Annotated in this window: 21 protein-coding genes; 16 read left to right on the top strand and 5 right to left on the bottom strand. The window is 63.7% G+C overall.

Features of this window, described 5'->3' with window-relative positions:
- The first annotated feature begins 11 nt into the window (after positions 1-11).
- The 7 genes from AC1ECK_RS01370 (at position 12) to AC1ECK_RS01340 (ending at position 7,984) form a co-directional block, all read left to right on the top strand.
- Positions 12-2,066: a hydantoinase/oxoprolinase family protein gene (locus AC1ECK_RS01370; RefSeq protein WP_480315131.1), complete on the top strand. Its 2,055-nt coding sequence runs from the start codon at positions 12-14 to the stop codon at positions 2,064-2,066.
- Positions 2,063-3,703, top strand: a complete 1,641-nt coding sequence (locus tag AC1ECK_RS01365; RefSeq protein WP_480315129.1) for a hydantoinase B/oxoprolinase family protein — start codon at positions 2,063-2,065, stop codon at positions 3,701-3,703. The genes AC1ECK_RS01370 and AC1ECK_RS01365 overlap by 4 nt, the downstream gene beginning before the upstream one ends.
- A gap of 34 nt (positions 3,704-3,737) precedes the next feature.
- A complete protein-coding gene (locus AC1ECK_RS01360; RefSeq protein ID WP_480315127.1) occupies positions 3,738-4,166 on the top strand; it encodes a RidA family protein in 429 nt (142 codons plus the stop codon).
- An 82-nt stretch (positions 4,167-4,248) separates the two neighbouring features.
- Positions 4,249-5,151 carry a DeoR/GlpR family DNA-binding transcription regulator gene (locus AC1ECK_RS01355; RefSeq protein WP_480315125.1) on the top strand — a complete coding sequence of 301 codons (903 nt, stop codon included), beginning with the start codon at positions 4,249-4,251 and terminating at the stop codon, positions 5,149-5,151.
- Positions 5,148-6,302: a mandelate racemase/muconate lactonizing enzyme family protein gene (locus AC1ECK_RS01350; protein WP_480315123.1), complete on the top strand. Its 1,155-nt coding sequence runs from the start codon at positions 5,148-5,150 to the stop codon at positions 6,300-6,302. The genes AC1ECK_RS01355 and AC1ECK_RS01350 overlap by 4 nt, the downstream gene beginning before the upstream one ends.
- Before the next feature lie 182 nt (positions 6,303-6,484).
- Positions 6,485-7,423, top strand: coding sequence for a S1C family serine protease (locus AC1ECK_RS01345; protein ID WP_480315121.1), 939 nt, complete (start codon positions 6,485-6,487; stop codon positions 7,421-7,423).
- 45 nt (positions 7,424-7,468) lie between these two features.
- On the top strand, positions 7,469-7,984 hold the full coding sequence (locus AC1ECK_RS01340; RefSeq protein WP_480315119.1) for a response regulator transcription factor: 516 nt from the start codon (positions 7,469-7,471) through the stop codon (positions 7,982-7,984).
- A 20-nt stretch (positions 7,985-8,004) separates the two neighbouring features.
- On the opposite strand, the gene AC1ECK_RS01335 is transcribed toward AC1ECK_RS01340, so the two are convergent.
- On the bottom strand, positions 8,005-8,904 hold the full coding sequence (locus AC1ECK_RS01335; RefSeq protein WP_480315118.1) for a LysR family transcriptional regulator: 900 nt from the start codon (positions 8,902-8,904) through the stop codon (positions 8,005-8,007).
- A 584-nt stretch (positions 8,905-9,488) separates the two neighbouring features.
- Here AC1ECK_RS01335 and AC1ECK_RS01330 point away from each other — a divergent pair.
- The 3 genes from AC1ECK_RS01330 (at position 9,489) to AC1ECK_RS01320 (ending at position 12,588) form a co-directional block, all read left to right on the top strand.
- Entirely contained in the window at positions 9,489-10,592 is a 1,104-nt protein-coding gene (locus AC1ECK_RS01330; protein WP_480315117.1) for an alkene reductase, read from the top strand.
- Between the two features lie 69 nt (positions 10,593-10,661).
- Complete coding sequence (locus tag AC1ECK_RS01325; protein WP_480315116.1) at positions 10,662-11,651, top strand: zinc-dependent alcohol dehydrogenase family protein; 990 nt, start codon at positions 10,662-10,664, stop codon at positions 11,649-11,651.
- Between the two features lie 370 nt (positions 11,652-12,021).
- Positions 12,022-12,588, top strand: a complete 567-nt coding sequence (locus AC1ECK_RS01320) for a DUF3331 domain-containing protein (protein WP_480315115.1) — start codon at positions 12,022-12,024, stop codon at positions 12,586-12,588.
- 79 nt (positions 12,589-12,667) lie between these two features.
- Here AC1ECK_RS01320 and AC1ECK_RS01315 read toward each other — a convergent pair whose 3' ends face one another.
- Positions 12,668-13,555: a LysR family transcriptional regulator gene (locus tag AC1ECK_RS01315; RefSeq protein WP_480315114.1), complete on the bottom strand. Its 888-nt coding sequence runs from the start codon at positions 13,553-13,555 to the stop codon at positions 12,668-12,670.
- A gap of 107 nt (positions 13,556-13,662) precedes the next feature.
- Here AC1ECK_RS01315 and AC1ECK_RS01310 point away from each other — a divergent pair, with 107 nt between their 5' ends.
- Both AC1ECK_RS01310 and AC1ECK_RS01305 read left to right on the top strand, forming a co-directional pair.
- Positions 13,663-14,283, top strand: coding sequence for a peroxiredoxin-like family protein (locus AC1ECK_RS01310; protein WP_480315113.1), 621 nt, complete (start codon positions 13,663-13,665; stop codon positions 14,281-14,283).
- Positions 14,284-14,611: 328 nt separating this feature from the next.
- On the top strand, positions 14,612-15,361 hold the full coding sequence (locus AC1ECK_RS01305) for an SDR family NAD(P)-dependent oxidoreductase (protein WP_480315112.1): 750 nt from the start codon (positions 14,612-14,614) through the stop codon (positions 15,359-15,361).
- A 4-nt stretch (positions 15,362-15,365) separates the two neighbouring features.
- Here AC1ECK_RS01305 and AC1ECK_RS01300 read toward each other — a convergent pair whose 3' ends face one another.
- Positions 15,366-15,548, bottom strand: a complete 183-nt coding sequence (locus AC1ECK_RS01300) for a hypothetical protein (RefSeq protein WP_480315110.1) — start codon at positions 15,546-15,548, stop codon at positions 15,366-15,368.
- Between AC1ECK_RS01300 and AC1ECK_RS01295 the strand changes: the two genes are divergently transcribed.
- The 4 genes from AC1ECK_RS01295 to AC1ECK_RS01280 all read left to right on the top strand — a co-directional run bounded on the left by AC1ECK_RS01295 (position 15,547) and on the right by AC1ECK_RS01280 (position 17,762).
- A complete protein-coding gene (locus tag AC1ECK_RS01295; RefSeq protein WP_480315108.1) occupies positions 15,547-15,942 on the top strand; it encodes a DUF427 domain-containing protein in 396 nt (131 codons plus the stop codon). The genes AC1ECK_RS01300 and AC1ECK_RS01295 overlap by 2 nt on opposite strands.
- Positions 15,943-16,022: 80 nt before the next feature.
- On the top strand, positions 16,023-16,772 hold the full coding sequence (locus AC1ECK_RS01290; protein ID WP_480315106.1) for an SDR family NAD(P)-dependent oxidoreductase: 750 nt from the start codon (positions 16,023-16,025) through the stop codon (positions 16,770-16,772).
- Between the two features lie 115 nt (positions 16,773-16,887).
- A complete protein-coding gene (locus AC1ECK_RS01285) occupies positions 16,888-17,208 on the top strand; it encodes an NIPSNAP family protein (protein ID WP_480315104.1) in 321 nt (106 codons plus the stop codon).
- Between the two features lie 59 nt (positions 17,209-17,267).
- Positions 17,268-17,762 carry a DUF3237 domain-containing protein gene (locus tag AC1ECK_RS01280; protein ID WP_480315102.1) on the top strand — a complete coding sequence of 165 codons (495 nt, stop codon included), beginning with the start codon at positions 17,268-17,270 and terminating at the stop codon, positions 17,760-17,762.
- 417 nt (positions 17,763-18,179) lie between these two features.
- Here the strand turns inward: AC1ECK_RS01280 and AC1ECK_RS01275 are convergent, their stop codons facing one another.
- Both AC1ECK_RS01275 and AC1ECK_RS01270 read right to left on the bottom strand, forming a co-directional pair.
- Positions 18,180-18,791 carry a type VI secretion system amidase effector protein Tae4 gene (locus AC1ECK_RS01275; RefSeq protein ID WP_480315100.1) on the bottom strand — a complete coding sequence of 204 codons (612 nt, stop codon included), beginning with the start codon at positions 18,789-18,791 and terminating at the stop codon, positions 18,180-18,182.
- 2 nt (positions 18,792-18,793) lie between these two features.
- Positions 18,794-19,387 carry a PAAR domain-containing protein gene (locus AC1ECK_RS01270; protein WP_480315098.1) on the bottom strand — a complete coding sequence of 198 codons (594 nt, stop codon included), beginning with the start codon at positions 19,385-19,387 and terminating at the stop codon, positions 18,794-18,796.
- Positions 19,388-19,456: the final 69 nt, after the last annotated feature.

Raw genomic sequence — 19,456 nt, 5'->3', positions numbered from 1 at the left:
GATCTGACAATATGGCTTGGCGAATAGGTGTTGATTCGGGTGGTACGTTCACGGACGTCTGCATGTTCGACGATGCGACTGGCCGCCTCAATATCTGGAAGGTGCCCTCGACACCGGCGGACCCGTCGCTCGGCATCTCCGACGGGGTAGTCGAAGGCCTGAAGACGGTCGGCGCCAAGGCCGGCGAGATCGGCTTTCTCGGCCACGGCACGACGGTCGCGACCAACGCGCTGATCGAGCTGCGCGGCGTGAAGACCGGGCTCGTCGTCACGGACGGCTTTCGCGACCTGCTCGAAATCGGCCGGCAAAAGCGCCCAAGCCTCTACGACATGAACGCCGAAAAGCCCGAGGCGCTCGTCACGCGCGATCTGCGCATCGAGGTCCGGGAGCGTCTGCGCGCGAACGGCGAAGTCGAACTGGCTCTCGACGAAGATGGCATCCGCGCCGCCGTGAAGAAATTCGCGGCGGCCGACGTCAAGGCGGTCGCGATCTGCTTCGTCTACGGTTTTCTCAACACAGCGCACGAACAGCGCGCGCTGGAGATCGTGCGCGAGACGCTGCCCGGCGTGTTCATCAGCGCATCGCACCAGGTCGCGCCGGAGTTCCGCGAGTACGAGCGCCTGTCGACCACCGTGGTCAACGCGTATCTCGGCCCGATCATGCAGCGCTACATCCAGCGCCTGCAAACCCGCTTCGACGAACTCGGCCTGCGCGTCGCGCCGCAACTCACGCAGTCGAACGGCGGCGTGATCGGCTTCGAAACCGCTGCCGGGCTGCCGGTGCGTACCGTGTTGTCGGGACCGAGCACCGGCGTCGTCGCCGCGCAGGAGATCGGCCGGCTGGCCGGCTACGAGAACCTCATTACGTTCGACGTCGGCGGCACGAGCAGCGACGTCGCGCTGCTGCAAGGCGGCCAATGCGCGCTGACCGGCGAGGCGAACGTGCACGGCTACCCGATCAAGGCGCCGATGCTCGACATCCATACGGTCGGTGCCGGCGGCGGCTCGATCGCCTACGTCGACAGCGGCGGCCTGCTGAAGGTCGGCCCGCGCAGCGCGGGCGCCGACCCCGGCCCGGTGTGCTATGGCCGCGGCAATGTCGAGCCGACCGTCACCGATGCGAACATCGTGTTGCAGACGCTGAACCCGGTCGAGATTCTCGGCGGCCGGATGAAGGTGCGCCGCGATCTCGCGCTCGACGCCATGCAGCGCCTGGCGGACCAACTCGGCATCGGCGTGATGGAAACCGCGCAGGGCATCGTCTCGGTGGTCACGGCGAACATGGCGAAGGCGATCCGCGTGATCAGCGTACAGCGCGGCCACGATCCGCGCGACTACGCACTGATGGCGTTTGGCGGCGCCGGTCCGCTGCACGCGGCACGGCTCGCACAGGAACTCGACATGACGCGCATCGTCGTACCGCTCACGCCGGGCGCGCTGTGCGCGCTCGGCCTGCTGCTCACCGACCTGCGCGCCGACTTCGCGCTGAGCCGCGCGCTGCGTCTCGTGCCGGAATCGCTCGACGCGCTCGAACAGGGCTTCAAGGCGCTCGACGCCCAGGCACACGGCTGGTTCACGCGCGAAGGCATCGAGGCGGACCAACAGTCGACGGCCCGCACGGCCGACATGCGCTATCTCGGTCAGAACTACGAACTGTCGGTACCGGTTCCGGCGGGTCCCATCACCGAAGCGACGCTCGCGCAACTCGCTGTAGGCTTCGAGCAGGTGCACCGCCAACGTTTCGGCTTCGCCGCCGAAGGCGAAACGATCCAGTTCGTCACGCTGCGCGTCGAAGCCGCCGGCCGCGTGCGCAAGGCGCAGTTCGCCGCCATGCCTTCGGCGGGCGCCGATGCGAGCGCCGCGCTGATCGGCCGACGCGAAGTGTATATGGCCGAAGCCGGCGCATTCGTCGATTGCCCGATCTACTCGCGCGAGAAGCTAGCCGCCGGCAACACGTTCAGGGGACCGGCCATCGTCGAACAGATGGACGCCACCACCGTCGTCTTGCCGAACATGACCGCCACGGTCGATCCGTACCTGAACCTGATCCTGGAGATCGAAAAATGAGTGCGCATCCGTATATCGATCCGATTACCGTCGAAGTGATTGGCAGCGCACTCGCGTCGATCACGGAAGAAATGGGCGAAGCGCTCGTGCGTGCGAGCTATTCGACGAACATCAAGGAACGCCGCGACTGCTCGACGGCGCTGTTCGACCGCGCCGGCAACACGCTGTGCCAGGCCGAGCATATCCCGATGCACCTGGGGAGCTTCCTCGAAACGATCCCGCACATCACGCGGCGCTTTACCGCCGACCAGATCCACCCCGGCGACGTGTTCATCGGCAACGACGCCTACCATGGCGGCGGCACGCACCTGCCCGACATCGTGCTCGCAGAGCCGATCTTCTACGACGGTCAACTGGTCGCGTGGGCGATCAACACGGCGCACCACTCCGACTTCGCAGACCGCGGCCACGCGCACATCTATCAGGAAGGCCTGCGCATTCCCCCCGTCAAGCTGTATCGCGAAGGCGTACTGCAAAACGATGTCCAGGAGCTGATCCTGCTGAACTGCCAGGTGCCGCACGAGCGCGTGTCCGATCTGCGCGCGCAGATGTCGGCGAACCGGGTGGGCGTGCTGCGCATGCAGGCGCTCTGCACGAAATACGGCGCCGCGCGCGTGCAACAGGCCGGCGACGCGCTGCAGGACTACGCCGAGCGCAAAATGCGCGCGGGCATCGCAGCGATTCCCGACGGCACCTACCGTTTCAGCGACCGCTTCGACAGCCTGCAATTCGACGGTGACGTCGAGCTGAGCCTGGCCATCACGGTCGAGGGCGACGAAATGCGGCTCGTGTTCGACGCGCCGCCGCAAATGCGCAACGGGTTGAACGTCATCTATACCGGGCTGCTCGCCACCTGCTACTACGCGGTGAAATCGGTCGTCGATCCGACCGTCCTGCCCAATGCCGGGCTCGCGCGACCGATCAGCGTCGAGGCGCCGAAAGGCTCGCTGCTCAACTGCAGCCATCCGGCCGCGGTCAACAGCCGCCTGTCGGCGTGCCAGCGCGTGGCGGACATGGTCTATGGCGCGCTCGCGCAGGCGCTGCCGCACAAGGTCATGGCGGCCGGCAACGGCTGCTGCGCGGCGGCGATTTTCAGCGGCACGCAGCACGACGGCAGCCTGTGGGTCTACCTCGAAACGATCGGCGGCGGTGGCGGCGCGCGCCCCGCATCGGACGGGCTCAGCGGCATCCACGTCCATCTGACCAACACGTCGAATCTCCCGGTCGAGGCGCTCGAACTCGAATACCCTCTCACAGTGCTGCGCTACGAACTCGTCAACGATTCGGCCGGCGCGGGTGCCTGGCGCGGCGGCATGGGACTGCGCCGCGTCTACCGGGTCGAGTCGGCCTGCCGGATCGGCGTCGAGACCTCGCGCCTGCTGTCCCAGCCGTGGGGCCTCGAAGGCGGCGGCGCGGCGCAGGGCTCCGCGTGTGTCGTCAACGGCGAGCCGATGTCCGCCAAAACCACGCCGCTCAAACCCGGCGACATCGTCGAGATCGTGACGCCCGGCGGCGGCGGCTTTGGCGCGCCCTCGGGCCGCCCGCACGAGCGGGTCCGGCGCGACCTGCTCGAAGAACGCATTACCCCTGAGTTCGCCCGCCGCACTTACGGCGACCTCGCCATGCAACCGGGCTAACGCACGCCCGATCACATCAGAAGGAATCCCAACGATGGAAGCCTTACAGGTCACCAAGCTGAAGTCCGGCAGCCTCTACGAAGACAAGCTCAGCTACTCGCGCGCGGTCGTGGTGGACAACTGGATACTCGTCGCCAATACGGCCGGCCGCAACTACCGCACCCGCGAAATCTCGCATGACGCCGCCGAGCAGACCCGGCAATGCTTCGCGAACATCGAGGGCGCGCTGAAAGCCGTCGAAGCCAGTCTTGCAGACGTCGTGCGCACGCGCGTTGCGGTGCCGTACCTGGAGCACAAGGACGCGATCATGGGCGTCGTGGCGGAGAAGTTTCGCGGCATCGATCCGGCCAGCACGATCACCGCCACGCCGCTCGCCGGCCCCGAGTATCTGGTCGAGATCGAGATCACCGCTTATCGCGGCGCCGGCGCGGCGAAGGCGGCCTATCTGAAGATCAGCCTTTGAGCGTCGCCGCAGCAGCCCGGCTGGCCCGTGCCCGCTCGCCGCGCAGCCGGGCACTCGTGTATCTTCGCGGGACCGAGACTGAATGAAGATACCCGAGGAGCAGAAAAAGATGCCGAAAACGCCCAGCGATCCGACCAACGGCGGCAAAACCGCGCCGGAAGACATGATCCAGGCCGAGCGACAGCAGCGCATGGCGGACTGGTTCGAGCGCAACGTCGGCGGGTCCAACCAGGAACTGGCGCGAATCTTCAACGCATCCGTTTCCACGATCCGGCGCGACCTCGACGCACTGGCCGCGCGCGGCGTCGTGCGGCGCACTCACGGTGGCGCGGTGCGCATCCGGCAACGCGCGACTTACGAGCCGTCGATCGACGAAGCCCGCGGCACCGCCGCCGAGGAAAAGCAGGCGATCGCGCTCGAAGCGGCCAAGCGCCTGGCGGATGGACAGAGCATCCTGATCGACACCGGCTCGACCATGCATCATTTCGCGCAGGCGGTCGCCGAGCTGAAAATCTCGCTGACGGTCGTGACGAGCGACCTGCTCGTCGCCAACCTCCTGACCGACAAGTCGCACGTCAAGCTGATCGTGCCGGGCGGCCAGTGCCGCGCGCGCGCCTATACGCTGCTTGGCGAACCGGGCCTGTCGTTCCTGCACGACATTCGCGTGGACCAGTTCTTCCTGTCCGCGCAGGCAGTCGACGATCAGTGCGTGTCCGATACGTTCCTCGAACTGGTCACGCTCAAGCGCGCGATGATCCGCGCGGCCAGCCAGACAACGCTGCTGATCGACAGCAGCCGCTTTGCTGGGCGCGCGATCCACAGCATTGCCGAACTGGACGACATTCACGAGATCATCACCGACGACGGACTCGCGGACAGCGAATACCAGCAATACCGGCAACTGCGGGTGAAGATCACGCGCGTTCCGACGAACGATGCCGCCAGCCCGCCTTCCGGCGGCGGCGCATTTCCCGACCCCACATGAAAATCCGCCAGATCGACATCTACCTCGCCCGCAGCGGCAAGCTTCGGCCCATCGTCGTCGAACTGCTCACCGACGCAGGCGTGAGCGGCATCGGCGAAGCGGGCGTGGCTTACGGCCGCGGCAGCCACGCCGCCGCCGGCATGCTGAAGGACCTCGCGCCCGCCCTGCTTGGCTGGGATGCGTCGCGCATCGAGGCGTTCAGCACCTACGTCTATGACCACACGTTCTGGGGCAAAGGCGGCGGCACGATTGTCTATGCCGCGCTGAGCGCCATCGAACAGGCGCTGTGGGACATCAAGGGCAAGGTCTGCGGCGTGCCCGTCTATGAGCTACTCGGCGGCGCGGCCCGCGAGCGGATCCGCTGCTACGCGAACGGCTGGTACGAAGCCGCGCAGACACCCGACGAATTCGCGCGGGCGACCGAGCGGCCGCTGCGCGACGGCTATACGGCATTGAAGTTTTATCCGCTCGGCGAAATGGTCGGCGCCGACATGCGCCACGTCAGCCAGCGCATGGTCGAGCGCGACCGGCTGAATCTGGCCGTCGCCCGGGTCAAGGCCGTACGTCAGGCCATCGGCCCGGACGTCGAGCTGATGCTCGACCTGAGCGGCGGCCTCACGCCCGCCGAATCGGTACGGTTATGCCAGCGCTTCGAGGAGTACGACATTCTGTTCGTCGAAGAGCCGACCGATCCGTCCGACGCACAGGCCATGGCCTACGTCGCCTCGCGCACCTCGATCCCCGTCGCGGCGGGCGAGCGCCACTACGCGAGGCACGGTGCGCGGCCGCTGCTCGAAGCGCGCGCCGTCGACATCGTGCAGCCTGACCCCGGCAATGCCGGCGGCATCATGGAAACCAAGAAGATCGCGGCCATGGCCGAAGCATGGGGCATGCGCGCCGCGCCGCACGTCTGCGGCAGTCCGCTCGTGACGCAGGTCGCGCTGCATCTGTCGGCCAACCTTCCTAACTTCGTCATCCAGGAGCTTTACCCCTATTTCCGCTTTCACGAGGGCTACGTGGATACGGTCCTCGAAGCGCCGGAAGCAGCGGTCACGAATGGCTATCTGGCGCTGCCCGAAGGTCCGGGCCTCGGCGTGACGCTGAATCGCGAGGCGATGGCGCCGTTCCTCTGGGATCGCATCGCCCAATAAGAGGCCGGCCCGCCTCGTGGCGATCGCCACACGATTGCCGGCGGCCACCCGTTCGGGTGGTGCGCGTCCGCTCCCGTCCTGTCATTCTGAATGCGCTCGCCGGCATCTCGCCGGCGAGCGCATCGCACCTATATGGGCGCGAAACACGAGCGGATCGTGTTCCAACCGGCAGGAGCAATCACATGGAAACCTCAACCTCCAGCGGAAATCCATTGCAGGACCTTTCCGAAAACCTGGCGGGCATCGTCGAGCGCGTGGGGCAGCGCGTCGTCGCGGTGCACGGTCGGCACCGCATTCCTTCAAGTGGCGTAATCTGGCGGCATGGCGTCGTCGTCACGGCGGCGCACACACTCAGGCATGAAGATGGGATCAGCGTCACGCTGGCCGATGGCCGCAGCGTCGCCGCAGTTCTGGCGGGGCAGGACACGGGCACCGATCTCGCCGTGCTCAAACTGGACGGCGTGGACCTCGACCCGGTCGAAGCCGGCGATGCCCGCTCGCTCAAGGCAGGCCATCTGGTACTCGCGGTCGCGCGCGCCGACGGGCTCGGCGCGAGTGCGGATTTCGGCGTGGTCGGCGCCGTCAGCGGTCCCTGGCGCACGTGGCGGGGCGGACAACTGGACGCGTTCGTGCGGCTCGACGGCGGCCTGCGCCCGGGTTTCTCGGGCGCGGCCCTCGTGGATATGCGCGCACAGGTGATGGGCATCTGCACCTCGGCACTCGCACGCGGCGCGGGCATCCTGATTCCCGCGACGACCGTGGCGCGCGTCACCGACGAACTGCTGGCCAAGGGACACGTCTCACGCGGCTACCTCGGCGTCGGCACGCAGCCGGTGAACCTGTCGGAGGCATGGGTGAAGAAAATGAGCCTGTCGTCCGAGAGCGGCTTGCTGATCGTTTCGCTCGCGGCGAACGGTCCCGCGGAAAAGGCCGGCGTGCTGATCGGCGATGTGCTGGTCGAACTGGATGGCAAGCCATGTGGAGACGTCGACGACCTGCACGCCGCGCTCAGTTCCGAGCGCATTGGAGAGCCGTTGAACATCGTACTGATTCGCGGCGGGGAGCGTCACGAGTGTGCCGTCATTCTCGGCGAACGCCCGCAACGCAATTCGTGCCGGTGAGGTTAGCGCAACGTTAATGCAACCAGTCAAGCGTCGGGTGGACAGATGGCACAGATGAGTCCGGTCCGGGTCGCCGTTATCGCCGACGCATCGCAGATGCGCGCGTGCCTGCAGGCGCTGGCCGATGTAGATCAAGCGCCGCCGGCGCTCGTCCTGTTGATCGACGAGACGGACAGCGACTGGGTCCATGAAGCGCTGCCCGGCAACGTCACGGCGATCCTCTCGCGAGACGCCTCACCAGACGAAATCGTCGCCGCGCTCGAAGCCGCAGCCGCGGATCTTTGCGTGCTGCCGCCGGAGATCCTCACAAGGCTGCTGACCGGGCGCAAGCCGCCGCGCCCGCCGACGGCCACAGGGCGCATCGAAGCGCTAACCCCGCGCGAGATCGAAGTGCTGGCGATGCTCGCCGAAGGACTCGGCAACAAGGAGATCGCACGCCAGCTCGCCATCTCCGAGAACACCGTGAAATTCCACCTCTCCTCGATTTTCGGCAAGCTGGGCGCAACGAGCCGCACCGAAGCGGTGATGCTCGGCATGCGGCACGGATTCATCATGGTGTAGCGGGTCTCGCGGTGGATCGCTCAAGAAGCTGCTACGCGCAGCGGCTCCATCAGCTCATCAGCGCGTGAAAGAAACAGCTTCAGCACCGGCGACGTATTCGCCTTGCTATAGCCGATCACCAGCTCGATGGTCGGCGCTTCGCCTTCGAGCGGGCGGCTCACCACCGACCACGGCAGCAGGTTATTCGCATACTCCGGCATCAGCGCGAGACCGCGCGTGGAAGCCACCAGCGACATGGCCATCGCCAGGTTGTCCACGCCGTGCTCCGGCTTGATGTCGATTGCGTTGTCGCGCAGATACTGCAAGATCACCTGGTGCAGCACGGCGGCCTTGTTGCTCGCCATGATGAAGGGCTCGCCCGCGAAGTCTTCGGGACGGATCGCGGCGCGCCCGGCAAGGCGGTGGTCGCTCGGCATCAGCACGACGAGTTTCTCGCGGCTGACCACGCGGTAGTCGAGATCGTAGCCCGGTTCGGCGCGCAGAAACGCCAGGTCGAGCTTGCCGCGTGCGAGCGAATCGGCGAGATCCGGCGAATAGTGGCTCGACACGGTCACGTCGATCTTCGGCAACTCCTCGCGCAGCACCTGCATGGCGCGCGGCAGCCAGGTCATCTCCTCGCCGGTCAGGAAACCCAACGCAAAGACCTGCTTGCTGGGCTGCGACGCGCGGCGCGCGGCTTCAGTGGCCGCTTCCACCTGGGACAGCGCGAGCCGCGCATGGTCGAGAAAGGCCTTGCCCGATGCCGTCAACTCGACGCCGCGCGCACTGCGATTGAACAGTTCGGCGCCCACCTCGTCCTCCAGATCGCGGATCTGACGGCTTAACGACGGCTGCGACGTAAACAGGCGGCGTTCGGCGGCGACCGTCAAGCTGCCGGTCTCGGCGACCGCGATGAAATACCGCAAATGGCGAAGCTCCATGGGCCCTCGACGGCGATCCATGCCTCACAGGCATGCCGGCCAGCCTACAAAGTCTTTTGGCTTTGTGCAAGCCCTCGTTAGATTATGTGCAGGGCGGCAAAACGAGCGCGGCCGTTTTGGGCAGCGCCCGCCGGCATCGGTGCAGCTATTGTTTTTCTCGCCTCCGACGCGGCCCGATGGATTATCGGCGACACGCTGTACATCAAGCGCGAAACGAAGCTTTAGCTCGATGCACGACGTCCGCACAACGCAGGCGCCATTGAGTACAACCAGCGGCAGCCGGGCACCCCACGTTGCGATCGGCATACCCATCCTTTACGACTCGCTTCTCTTTTTTATTCGTTCTCCGTCGCAATTTCAATTCCCAGTCTGATCCCGGCTCCGCCTTTTCGCACCCGTTGATCCACGAAGCCGATCGCGTGCCGGCGCATAACGCGAGGCACTTCACACATTCATCCCCGATTGGAATGAACCCTATCCGATTCGCGGTCTTCTCCAGACCAGACCAAGTCGATAAATTCTCCATCAACGAATCGGCACTGTGTCGAACGTCCCAGTCCTTACTCGCTACCCAAGGAAAGATCATGGCTAACTTGTTCACTCCCACGAAGGTCGGTGCCTACCCTCTCTCGCATCGCGTCGTTCTGGCGCCGATGACCCGCTTGCGCACCATCCAGCCCGGCGACATCCCCAGCCCGATGATGGCCGACTTCTACGGCCAGCGCGCCTCGCAAGGCGGTCTCGAGATCGTCGAGGGCGTCAGCATTTCTATCACGGCACGCTCCTACCTCGGCGCAGCCAGCTTCTTTCACGACGGCCAGACGGAAGGCTGGAAGGCCATCGCCAATGCGGTTCATGCCAAAGGCGGCCGCGTCTTCATGCAACTGATTCACGGCGGCCGTCAAAGCCACGTCGAAATGACAGGCGGCGTCGCACCGCTGGCTCCCTCCGTCGTGCCGTTCGACGGCGTGGCGCTGACCAAGGACGGGTTCGTCCCTGCCTCGCCGCACCGCGCGCTGGAAATCGAAGAGATCCCCGGCATCATCGAAGAGTTTCGCGTCGCCGCGCAGCGTGCGCTCGACGCCGGCTTCGACGGCGTGGAATTGCACGGTGCGAATGGCTACCTGGTGGACCAGTTCATCCAGGACGGCACCAACAAGCGGACGGACGCTTATGGCGGCCCGCTCGAAAACCGGGTGCGCTTCCTGCGCGAAGCGGTCGAAGCACTGATCTCGGTGTTCGGCGCTGAGCGCGTGGGCGTACGCATCTCGCCCTCGGGCGAATGGGGTGGCATCTCCGATAGCAATCCGGAGGCGACCTTCAGCTACGTGGCGAAAGTGCTCGACAGGTACGGTCTCGCTTACCTGCATGTGATCGAGCCGCGCATCAAGGGCGACGAGACGCTGCACGAAGGCCACGCGCCGGTGGCGGTGAAGTATCTGCGCCGGCACTTCAGCGGCCCGATCATCGCAGCAGGCGGTTTCGATGGCGCCAGCGCCGAAGCGATCGTCGCATCGGGCGACGCCGACCTCGTCGCGTTTGGCCGTCACTTTACGTCGAACCCCGACCTGCCCTACCGGCTGAAGCACAACCTGCCGCTCACACCGTACGTGCGCGCCGCATTCTGGGGCGGCGACGAAACGAACTATTCGGATTTCCCCGCTTACGAAGCAACCGAGGCGGTGTGACCCTGCGCGATCAGGGATACCCTGTACGCGTTACACCGTCATCATCATCCTTTCACATCCGAGGTGTGTATGTCACGTTCCATCCAGTTTGCCAAAGCCGGCGGCCCGGAGGTGCTCGAATTCCTCGAGCACGAAGTTCGCGCTCCCGGTCCGCATGAAGTTCGCATTAACGTGAAGGCCATCGGCATCAACCGTGCGGAAGCCATGTGGCGAATCGACGACTACATCGAGCGCGTCAAGTTTCCCGCGGGCCTCGGCTACGAAGCAGCGGGCATCGTCGATGCCGTCGGTCCCGATGTCAGCGGGATTGCGGTCGGCGATAAAGTCAACCTGATCCCGTCGTTCTCGATGAATCACTATTCGACCTACGGCGAGGTCATCATCGCGCCGGAGCATGCGGTCGTGAAGCATCCGGAGGCCCTGTCGTACGAGCAGGCCGCGTCGGTCTGGATGATGTTCGTCACGGCGTACGGCGCGCTCGTCGAGGATGCGAAGGTCACGAAGGGCGATTTCGTCGTCATTCCCGCGGCCTCCAGCAGCGTAGGCCTTGCGGCGATCCAGATCGCCAACTACGCCGGTGCGACGACGATCGCCCTCACGCGCACCTCGGCCAAGCGCCAGCCATTGCTCGAAGCCGGCGCCGCGCATGTGATCTCGACGGAAGAAACCGACCTGGTAGACGAAGTGAAGCGCATCACCGGCGGCAATGGCGCACGCGTCGTATTCGACCCGGTCGGCGGTCCGACCTTGACAAAGCTGATCGAGGTGCTGTCGTTCAACGGCATCCTGTATATCTATGGCGCGCTCAGCAGCGAAGCCACGCCGCTGCCGATCCTCGACATGATCGCCAGGATGGTCACCGTGAAGGCGCACAACATCTGGCTGACGAGCGGCGATGAAGGCCGTCGCAAAGCCGCGGTGGAATACGTCCTGAAGGGTTTCGAGAACGGCGCGCTCAAGCCGGTTATCGACCGCAGCTTCAAGTTCGACGAGATGGTGGAAGTGCACCGCTACCTGGAGCAGAACGGCCAGTTCGGCAAGATCGTCGTCACCGTTTGAGCCAAAGGGGGCGCAACCGCGCCCCCTTCATTGTTAGCCGAACCCAAACGGTGTTTTCAGGGAACGCACATTTATCTCGCCTGGGCCAGTCGATAAGATCCGCTCAGGGTGTCGCCAACGACACCGGCCATCCGCCACTCGTCACCCGCCCCCGTTGTGCCGCGCGCCGTCACGACGGGCGTTCGCGTCTTCGCGACGCGCCGCGGGGAGCACTGCAACAAGCTGTCGCGGCGTGCCGCGACAGGTCCGTGCGGCCTCGAGGACGGAACTAAATAGAGGATTCGACGTGAACGTTACAGGACCCGAGCCAGACTTCGCAGCCACACGAAAGACGTCCACAACGCGCAATCGGCACCCGAAGGTCAATGAGGTGCAGCGTAACGATGCCGTCGAACGCGCCTTTGCGCCCGCAGGCGAAACCGAAGCACTGAAGGTAACGGCGCTCGCGCCTCCCCGTGTTGCGGACCCGTGGGCGGTCGTCATTGCCGGACTGAAAGAAAGCGCAGCACCCGCGCATGACGAGATCGACGCAAGCATTTTGAAAGACACCACGAGCGCGAGGGATGCTCAGAAGACATCGCGCAATCCCGTCTCCCGTCCCGGACGCGACTGCGCCAATCAGGCGCGCCGAGGCGCGGCGGCGGATCGTGCGCGTGCCCCATCGGCTAGCGCGAAGAGCGCGGTGGTGACGTTCGTCGAGCGTTTCAGCGCCAAGTCCGTTTCGATTACATGGCGCGACTCCACCGCCGCCAACTATTGCGAGCAACTGTGGATTCGCAGGATCGCGCGTTCGCAGGGCATTTGCGCAATCACCGGCAACAGCATCGTGCGCGGCGATGCGGTCTATGGACCTGCGGGACGCACGGCGGCACGACCGACCAACGCTGCGCAAATGGTGCTCGCCGAAGCGATCGAAGAGCTCGAAGCCGCCGCATAATGCAGCGCAATGCAGTAAATCGGCCGGTTCGGCTTAGTCTTGCTCAACGCGAGAGGCTTGGCTGAACCGGCCACCTTGGCTAGCCGGCGAGGCAATGCTCGACAAACGTCGCAAACTGCCGTGCCTTCGTGCTGGCAAGGCGTCCGGTCGGATAGACGGCCGACAGGCCGATCGCGGGCAGCGTCCAGTCGTCCATCACCGAAACCACCTTGCCCGACTTCAACTCGGGCGTGAATGCCCATTCCGACACGATGGCAAGCCCGATGTCGGCGATCACGGCTGCCCGTACCCCTTCCGTCGCCGTGATCTTCACCTGCCCCTGCATCTTGACGGAGACCTCCGCGGTCTCCTTGCGGAATTTCCACTCTTCGCCGCCACCGCCGTCGCGCGTGTAGATGACGGCCCGATGTGCGAGCAGATCAGCCGGCTCTTGCGGAATGCCATAACGCTTGAAATACTCAGGTGTACCGATGACACGGCGGCGCGCCTCGGCCAGCCTGCGCGCAGTCATGTTGGAATCGACCAGCGCGCCCATGCGCAGCGCAAGGTCGATGCCCTCCTCGACGAGATCGATATTGCGATCGTCCAGCACCAGTTCGAGTTCAAGGCTGCGGTGCTGCTCCAGAAATTCCGGCAACCGCGGAACGATATGCAAGCGCGCAAAGCACACGGCAGCCGAGACACGCAATTTGCCCGTCAGACCGGCGGCCGTTCCGCGCGCGGCCAGCACGGCCTCATCGGTTTCTTCGACTGCCCGTTTGGCGCGCTGGTAGAAGCTGGTGCCCGCCTCGGTCGGCGTAAGCGCGCGTGTAGAACGCAGCAACAGTTTGACCCCGAGCCACTCCTCGAGCTGCGAAATCGCTTTTGACACCGCCGGCTGGCCGACATCGAAATGCCTTGCCGCCGCAGAAAACGAGCCGGTATCGACCACGCGAATGAAAATCTCAATCGCCGCCAGACGGTCCATCCTGATTCTCCGTGGAATAAGTGATATGCGATTCTGCACCTTCTGTTCGCCTGCTGGAATGAATAAATTGACTTCAACAAGCTAGTTGCCAGTTTCCGGAGGTTTTCATGCCAGTCCTGCGTATGCAACCAGACTCGGCCCTTCCGCCCGCGGACACCGTCGTCGAGATCACCATCAACGCCTCATCGCAAGCGGCATCACAGGCGCTGCGCGCCGGTTCGCGTGCGCCATTGTTCACGCTCGCCGACGCCGGCGGACAGCAAGTAGCGCTCGAGGATCTGCTAAACACGGGGCCAGTCGTGCTGCACTTTATCCGCGGCGCCTGGTGCTCGTTCAGCGAAGCGGCACTGGCCGAATTCGCGTCCACTTCCAAGGACATGGCGGCGCTCGGCGCGAACGCGGTGGCCATCGCGCCGCCCTTGCGGGACGCGAGGCAAACTGCCCAGTTGCCCATGCGCGTGTTGCGGGACGTCGATATGAAGGTAGCGCGCGCCTACGGGCTCGCGTTCGAGCTCCCAGTACGCCTGCGCGCGCGATATGAAGCACTGGGTTATGAACCGCCGTTGACAGGAAACGCCGGTACATGGCTCGTGCCGATACCGGCCACCTACCTGCTGGATCGCGACAGCATCGTCATATTGGCCTTCGTCGACGTGGACTACCGCAAGCACTTCAAGCCGAATTCGTTGCTCACCGCGCTGCGAGCGCTGCAGGCGAGGCTTACGTGATGCGCTGAAAAGGGCGTTGCAAAGTCCGGCGTCCAGCGCCAGCCCATGCGCACGGCCATATACCTTCATTTACCCGACACTGCGCCGCACCTTGGAGTATTGGGCGCTCCAGCGCGAACAATCCGGCGCGGCACCGCTTAGGCATGCCTGCGAAGCATGGTCACCAGCCCATAAAGTCTTTTTCGTTTGCCCCGCCCACCACTAGATTAGCTTCCATGGCAGCGACGCGAACGCAGACGAATCAGGCGCCGCGGCTTCGGCCTCAATTGCGGACGTGCACCCCGCACGCCACCCGCCCAGCAGTTCTCAACCTCACAGGAGATTGACCATGACTCACCTCACCGGCAAGACCGCCCTCGTTACCGGCGCATCCCGCGGCATTGGCCGCGCCAGTGCCCTCGCACTCGCCAAACTGGGCGCGCAAGTCCTGATTCATTACAGCAGCGGAGAAAAGGAAGCAGACGCGGTAGTCGCGGAAATCCGCGCGGCCGGCGGCAAGGCACAGAAAGTCGGCGCGAACCTGCGTGCGGCCGACGGCCCACATACGCTTGCGGCACAAGTGCGCGGCATCGTCGGCGGACGTCTGGATATCCTCGTGGCCAACGCCGGTATCGCGAAGGCGGCGAGCATCGAAGACACCACAGTCGAAGATTTCGACGACCTGTTCGCAGTAAACGTGCGGGCGCCCTACTTCCTCGTGCAGCAGTTGCTGCCGATACTCGGCGAAGGCAGCAGCGTCGTGCTGCTGTCGTCACTCGCGGCGCATGCCGCCGTGGGCGTCCTGTCGGCCTATGCGGGCACCAAAGGCGCGGTCGATACGCTGGTCAAGCATTTTGCTGCGGCACTCGGCGAACGCGGCATCCGCGTGAATGCCGTTGCGCCCGGCGTAGTCGCCACCGACATGTCGTCGAGCTTCACCAAGACCGATGCCGGCCGCGACATTACGCTCGGCATGCAGGCATTGAAGCGCATTGCCCAACCGGACGACATTGCCGGCGCGGTCGCCTTCCTCGCCTCCGACGACGCGCGCTGGGTAACCGGCGACACCCTGCACGTCGACGGCGGCTCGAAGCTCTAATGCGTCACCATTCCTGCGCAAAATCTTCAAAGGACCGATCATGGCGGCAGGCGGCTTCGATCACGATGGCGCAGACGAGCGCGCCTATATCGACTTCTCCCCGTTTGCCGCCTGAGCGGCAGCGGGTCGCAACACCGGCCTCGCCTCGCTTGAGCGCGGGGCGAATCACCCCAAGGAGCGTTTCCATGTCCAGCAACGTCAATCAGGCAGGCAAAACCGTCAAGGTTCCGGGTCCCGATCATCCGATCACCATCGAGCCGAACCCGGCGCGCATCGTGGTCACGCTTGGCGACAAGGTGATCGCCGATACACGCGAAGCGCTGACGCTGCGCGAGGCCGCCTATCCCGCCGTCCTCTACATCCCCCGCAAGGACGTGGACATGACGCTACTCGAACGCACCGAGCACGCCACCTATTGCCCGTACAAGGGTGATTGTGCGTACTTCTCGATTCCTTCCGGCGGTGCACGCTCGGTCAATGCGGTCTGGACCTACGAGAAACCGTATGCGGCGGTCGCCCAGATCGAGGCTCACCTCGCCTTCTACCCGGACCGGGTCGATTCCATCGAGGTGCATGCCTGAGTCTTCACAACCTGTTCAGCCCAGTGCGAGCGGCCGGCCATGCGAACCGTTCGCGCTAACTGATTGATCAAGGATATTCCATGACAACTCCACCTGTCGTACTGATCACCGGCGCGCTGACCGGCATTGGCCACGCCACCGCCTTTGCGTTTGCGCGTGAGAAGGCCAGCATCGTCGTCTCGGGACGGCGCGCCGAAGAAGGTCGGCAACTCGCCGAAGCGTTGCGCGGCGTCGGCGCGCAAGCCGAATTCGTGCAAGCGGATGTGCGCTTCGAAGACGATCTGCGCAAGCTGGTCGACGCCACCGTCGAGCGCTTCGGCCGGCTCGACATCGCGGTGAACGCCGCCGGCACCGAGGGCGAATCCGGCCCGGTGCTGGAGCAGACGTCCGAAAGCTATGCCGCTGTGTTCGACAGCAATGTGCTCGGCACGCTGCTCGCGATGAAACACGAACTGCGCGTCATGACGACACAAGGCAACGGCAGCATCGTCAACATCTCGTCGACGATGGGCGCGCGCGGCGCGCCCGGCATGGCGTTATATGTCGCCAGCAAGCACGCGGTGGAAGGTCTGACGAAGTCGGCAGCGCTCGAAGCCGCGGCGTTCGGTGTACGCGTCAATGCAGTGGCGCCGGGTCCTATTGAAACCGCCATGCTCGACCGGCTTACAGCGAATGCGGACCGTAAGGCCGGCATGCTGGCTGCGGTGCCGCTCAAGCGCGCCGGCACGCCGGAGGAAATCGCCGCGGCGATCGTCTTTGTCGGGTCGGAGCAGGCCAGCTTTATGACCGGTGAAGTGCTTAGAGTCAATGGCGGTAAAACCGCCGCTTGACACTGATCGGTTTCGTCGAGCTATCAGGGATAGGAGCGGAGAAATTCAGTTTATTTAGTTATCCGCCTTATTCTTTATCGCGCAACAGTCGTCTAGCTGCCCAAGAGAGAGGCCCATGCTTTACGAAATCCGCACTTACACGTTCAAGCCGCTGCACGGCGCCGATTGGCTCGCGCTATACAAGAGCGAAGGCCTGCCGCTGCAGCAGGAGTTTCTCGGCACGCTGGTCGGCTTCTTCACGACCGAGATCGGCGATATCAGTCAGATCGTCCATATCTGGGCCTATCAAAGTCTCGACGACCGGTTCGCGCGCCGCGACCGGATGGCCGCTGACAGCCGCTGGCAGGAGTTCGGCCGCAAGGTCAAAGCGCTCGATATTTTCGTGAGCATGGAATCGCGCATCATGCGGCCAACCGATTTTTCGCCGCTGCAGTAAAGCGTCTATAAACCGGCGTGCGCTTCGATCTCGCGCGCTTCACAGCGAAGGTGAATACGATGTCCACTCCCGTTTTCGACGAGCTTCCCGCACCGCTCCAGAGCGTGCAAACGCGTCCTCTGTTCGTGATGCGCCTCGATGTCAAACCGATTGTGATGGTCGGCGCGACGCCAGGGCCGTTGCGGCGCATCGGTATCGTACCGTCCGGCACGTTCGCCGGCGAGCGGTTATCGGGCAAGGTGCTCGACGGCGGCAGCGACTGGCAGACCGTACGCACCGATGGCAGTACCACGCTCGACGTCCGTCTGATTCTGCAAACCGACGACGGCACCCACATCACGATGGCCTACCGCGGTATCCGCCACGGCCCGGCCGAGGTCATCCAGCGATTGGAGAAAGGCGAAGAGGTCGATCCGGCGAGTTACTACTTCCGCATCAATCCGGTTTTCGAAGCCCCGGCCGGCAAGTACGAGTGGCTGAATCGCGTGATCACGGTCGGTTCGGGGCACCGGTTTGCGAGTGGGCCGGTTTACAGCGTGTTCGAGATGCTGTGAGCGAACTGTGGTGCAGCCCTGCAACTGGTCCAGCTATACCGGTCCACTGAGCAACATAGCCAGGATTGCCAACGCCGCTCGCGCTTGCTAAAGGCCGCTGCCCGTCTCATTTCAAACTACCCGCTTGATACGCGTATGCCGTCCAGGTCATGAGTAAAATCAGCATCAGCGATGCAGTCAACGCTAACGCCATCAATCGGAAGCGCGCGCTTCCGGTTGATCGTCGAAAAATCAAGACTGATAGGGCACCCCATGCAAGCGGCATGGCCATATATGCCAGCACTGAGCCTGCCCGAAACCACGAAGAGCATGACTCTCTGCATAGGTCGATGCGCAGAGCCACCTCTATGGCATGAGGAATCAGGTCTATCAAAAAACCCAATAGACAACCGATCACGAAGGTCGCAAATGAAGCAATCACTTGATTTCCCAGAACAGAATTTCTTTTGACCTTCTGAGATCGGAATAGATGGGAATCCATGGATCGTTAATGCGAAGTGTAAAGCGCATAAACGTTTCTGCGGTTCCTATTACACCGTTGTTTGTTAGCCGTGAACCGTTCCAGAGGTCAATGTGTCCACCGCTTGCTTGCGCTGCGTTTTCCCCCGCGCGGGACCAGTATCGCGAGAACAGGATGATACCTGTGCGTCCTTTGACCTTCGTTTCCCAGTCTGCCCCGGTAATATTCTCTGCTTTGGGCAGACCGGCAACCGGACGCAAATTTAGCCATGCGCCCAGCTCGTCGGCACGTGTGGCCGTGGCTTTGCCGTCAAGCAATATTCGCCCAATCGTCGGCGCGCCGGAAAGCGGTTTTATGAGCTTTTCCGAAAATGACTTCATTTCGATGCCCACCCGGTGGAGCGTCACGCTCATACGTATCGCACACTGATCCTTATACGCTGGGTTGTCGTAGGGATTACCCGTCGCGTAGTTATCCCACAGTTCCTGAAAGGTCAGCACCTTCAGTTCCACCACCTTGACGGAACCGGGTGTCGAGTTGGTTCTGACTACAGTCGGTTTGTTTGGCATTGTCAGTTCCCCTGTTTCTTCGCAAGCGCATCGTCGCCCCAATAGACCGTGTAGTCGTTGGCACTATCAGTTGCGATGCGGGGTAACTTGCCACTCGCGTCTGTGCGACCGTAAGAGGTCCTGCCGTCAAACGTCTCAATGAGATACGGGTAGTCCTCCAGGACCAACCCGGCAGCAACGGACCGGACCTGTTCGTCAAAACTTCCGATTCCAGATGACGAAGCAGGTGTGTCCGAACTGGCCGCACGGCATGCATCACCGGTATCGTCTACGATCCGCCATTTATGAACAGCGTAGGTCGCGATAATCTGCGGGGGGCGCGCACACTGGCAATGAACCCTATCGCCGCCCACGGCCTGACGCCTGCATCCGGATGTCAGGTCAAGAAATCGCATGGAATCACGGAGACTCGCGCCGTGAACGATCACGCCCGTGCTCTTGCACGCGTTACACCATGCGTGATCGCCTATAAAAACCATCTGGCGATACTTGCCATCCGTGCCCTGTATGTTGAAACAGTGACCTGACGCGGAAACATAGCTGCCTTCTGCGCTGTCAAGCGGATCACCTTCGACAACACCATAGAAAATTGCCATCTACTCAGACTCCCGCGGGGTTGAAATACTTATTTCCGCGAGCTTAACTTTTTAGTGCTGGAAGCTATG

The sequence above is a fragment of the Paraburkholderia sp. SSBN10T genome (assembly GCF_056619545.1).
Note: the sequence above shows the minus strand (reverse complement) of the source record. Positions and strands in the feature narration are given on the sequence as shown.

Coding starts and splice junctions, on each gene's coding strand:
- AC1ECK_RS01370 (WP_480315131.1), top strand. CDS start 12: ATGGCTTGGCGAATAGGTGTTGATTCGGGTGGTACGTTCACGGACGTC.
- AC1ECK_RS01365 (WP_480315129.1), top strand. CDS start 2,063: ATGAGTGCGCATCCGTATATCGATCCGATTACCGTCGAAGTGATTGGC.
- AC1ECK_RS01360 (WP_480315127.1), top strand. CDS start 3,738: ATGGAAGCCTTACAGGTCACCAAGCTGAAGTCCGGCAGCCTCTACGAA.
- AC1ECK_RS01355 (WP_480315125.1), top strand. CDS start 4,249: ATGAAGATACCCGAGGAGCAGAAAAAGATGCCGAAAACGCCCAGCGAT.
- AC1ECK_RS01350 (WP_480315123.1), top strand. CDS start 5,148: ATGAAAATCCGCCAGATCGACATCTACCTCGCCCGCAGCGGCAAGCTT.
- AC1ECK_RS01345 (WP_480315121.1), top strand. CDS start 6,485: ATGGAAACCTCAACCTCCAGCGGAAATCCATTGCAGGACCTTTCCGAA.
- AC1ECK_RS01340 (WP_480315119.1), top strand. CDS start 7,469: ATGGCACAGATGAGTCCGGTCCGGGTCGCCGTTATCGCCGACGCATCG.
- AC1ECK_RS01335 (WP_480315118.1), bottom strand. CDS start 8,904: ATGGAGCTTCGCCATTTGCGGTATTTCATCGCGGTCGCCGAGACCGGC.
- AC1ECK_RS01330 (WP_480315117.1), top strand. CDS start 9,489: ATGGCTAACTTGTTCACTCCCACGAAGGTCGGTGCCTACCCTCTCTCG.
- AC1ECK_RS01325 (WP_480315116.1), top strand. CDS start 10,662: ATGTCACGTTCCATCCAGTTTGCCAAAGCCGGCGGCCCGGAGGTGCTC.
- AC1ECK_RS01315 (WP_480315114.1), bottom strand. CDS start 13,555: ATGGACCGTCTGGCGGCGATTGAGATTTTCATTCGCGTGGTCGATACC.
- AC1ECK_RS01310 (WP_480315113.1), top strand. CDS start 13,663: ATGCCAGTCCTGCGTATGCAACCAGACTCGGCCCTTCCGCCCGCGGAC.
- AC1ECK_RS01305 (WP_480315112.1), top strand. CDS start 14,612: ATGACTCACCTCACCGGCAAGACCGCCCTCGTTACCGGCGCATCCCGC.
- AC1ECK_RS01295 (WP_480315108.1), top strand. CDS start 15,547: ATGTCCAGCAACGTCAATCAGGCAGGCAAAACCGTCAAGGTTCCGGGT.
- AC1ECK_RS01300 (WP_480315110.1), bottom strand. CDS start 15,548: ATGGAAACGCTCCTTGGGGTGATTCGCCCCGCGCTCAAGCGAGGCGAG.
- AC1ECK_RS01290 (WP_480315106.1), top strand. CDS start 16,023: ATGACAACTCCACCTGTCGTACTGATCACCGGCGCGCTGACCGGCATT.
- AC1ECK_RS01285 (WP_480315104.1), top strand. CDS start 16,888: ATGCTTTACGAAATCCGCACTTACACGTTCAAGCCGCTGCACGGCGCC.
- AC1ECK_RS01280 (WP_480315102.1), top strand. CDS start 17,268: ATGTCCACTCCCGTTTTCGACGAGCTTCCCGCACCGCTCCAGAGCGTG.
- AC1ECK_RS01275 (WP_480315100.1), bottom strand. CDS start 18,791: ATGCCAAACAAACCGACTGTAGTCAGAACCAACTCGACACCCGGTTCC.
- AC1ECK_RS01270 (WP_480315098.1), bottom strand. CDS start 19,387: ATGGCAATTTTCTATGGTGTTGTCGAAGGTGATCCGCTTGACAGCGCA.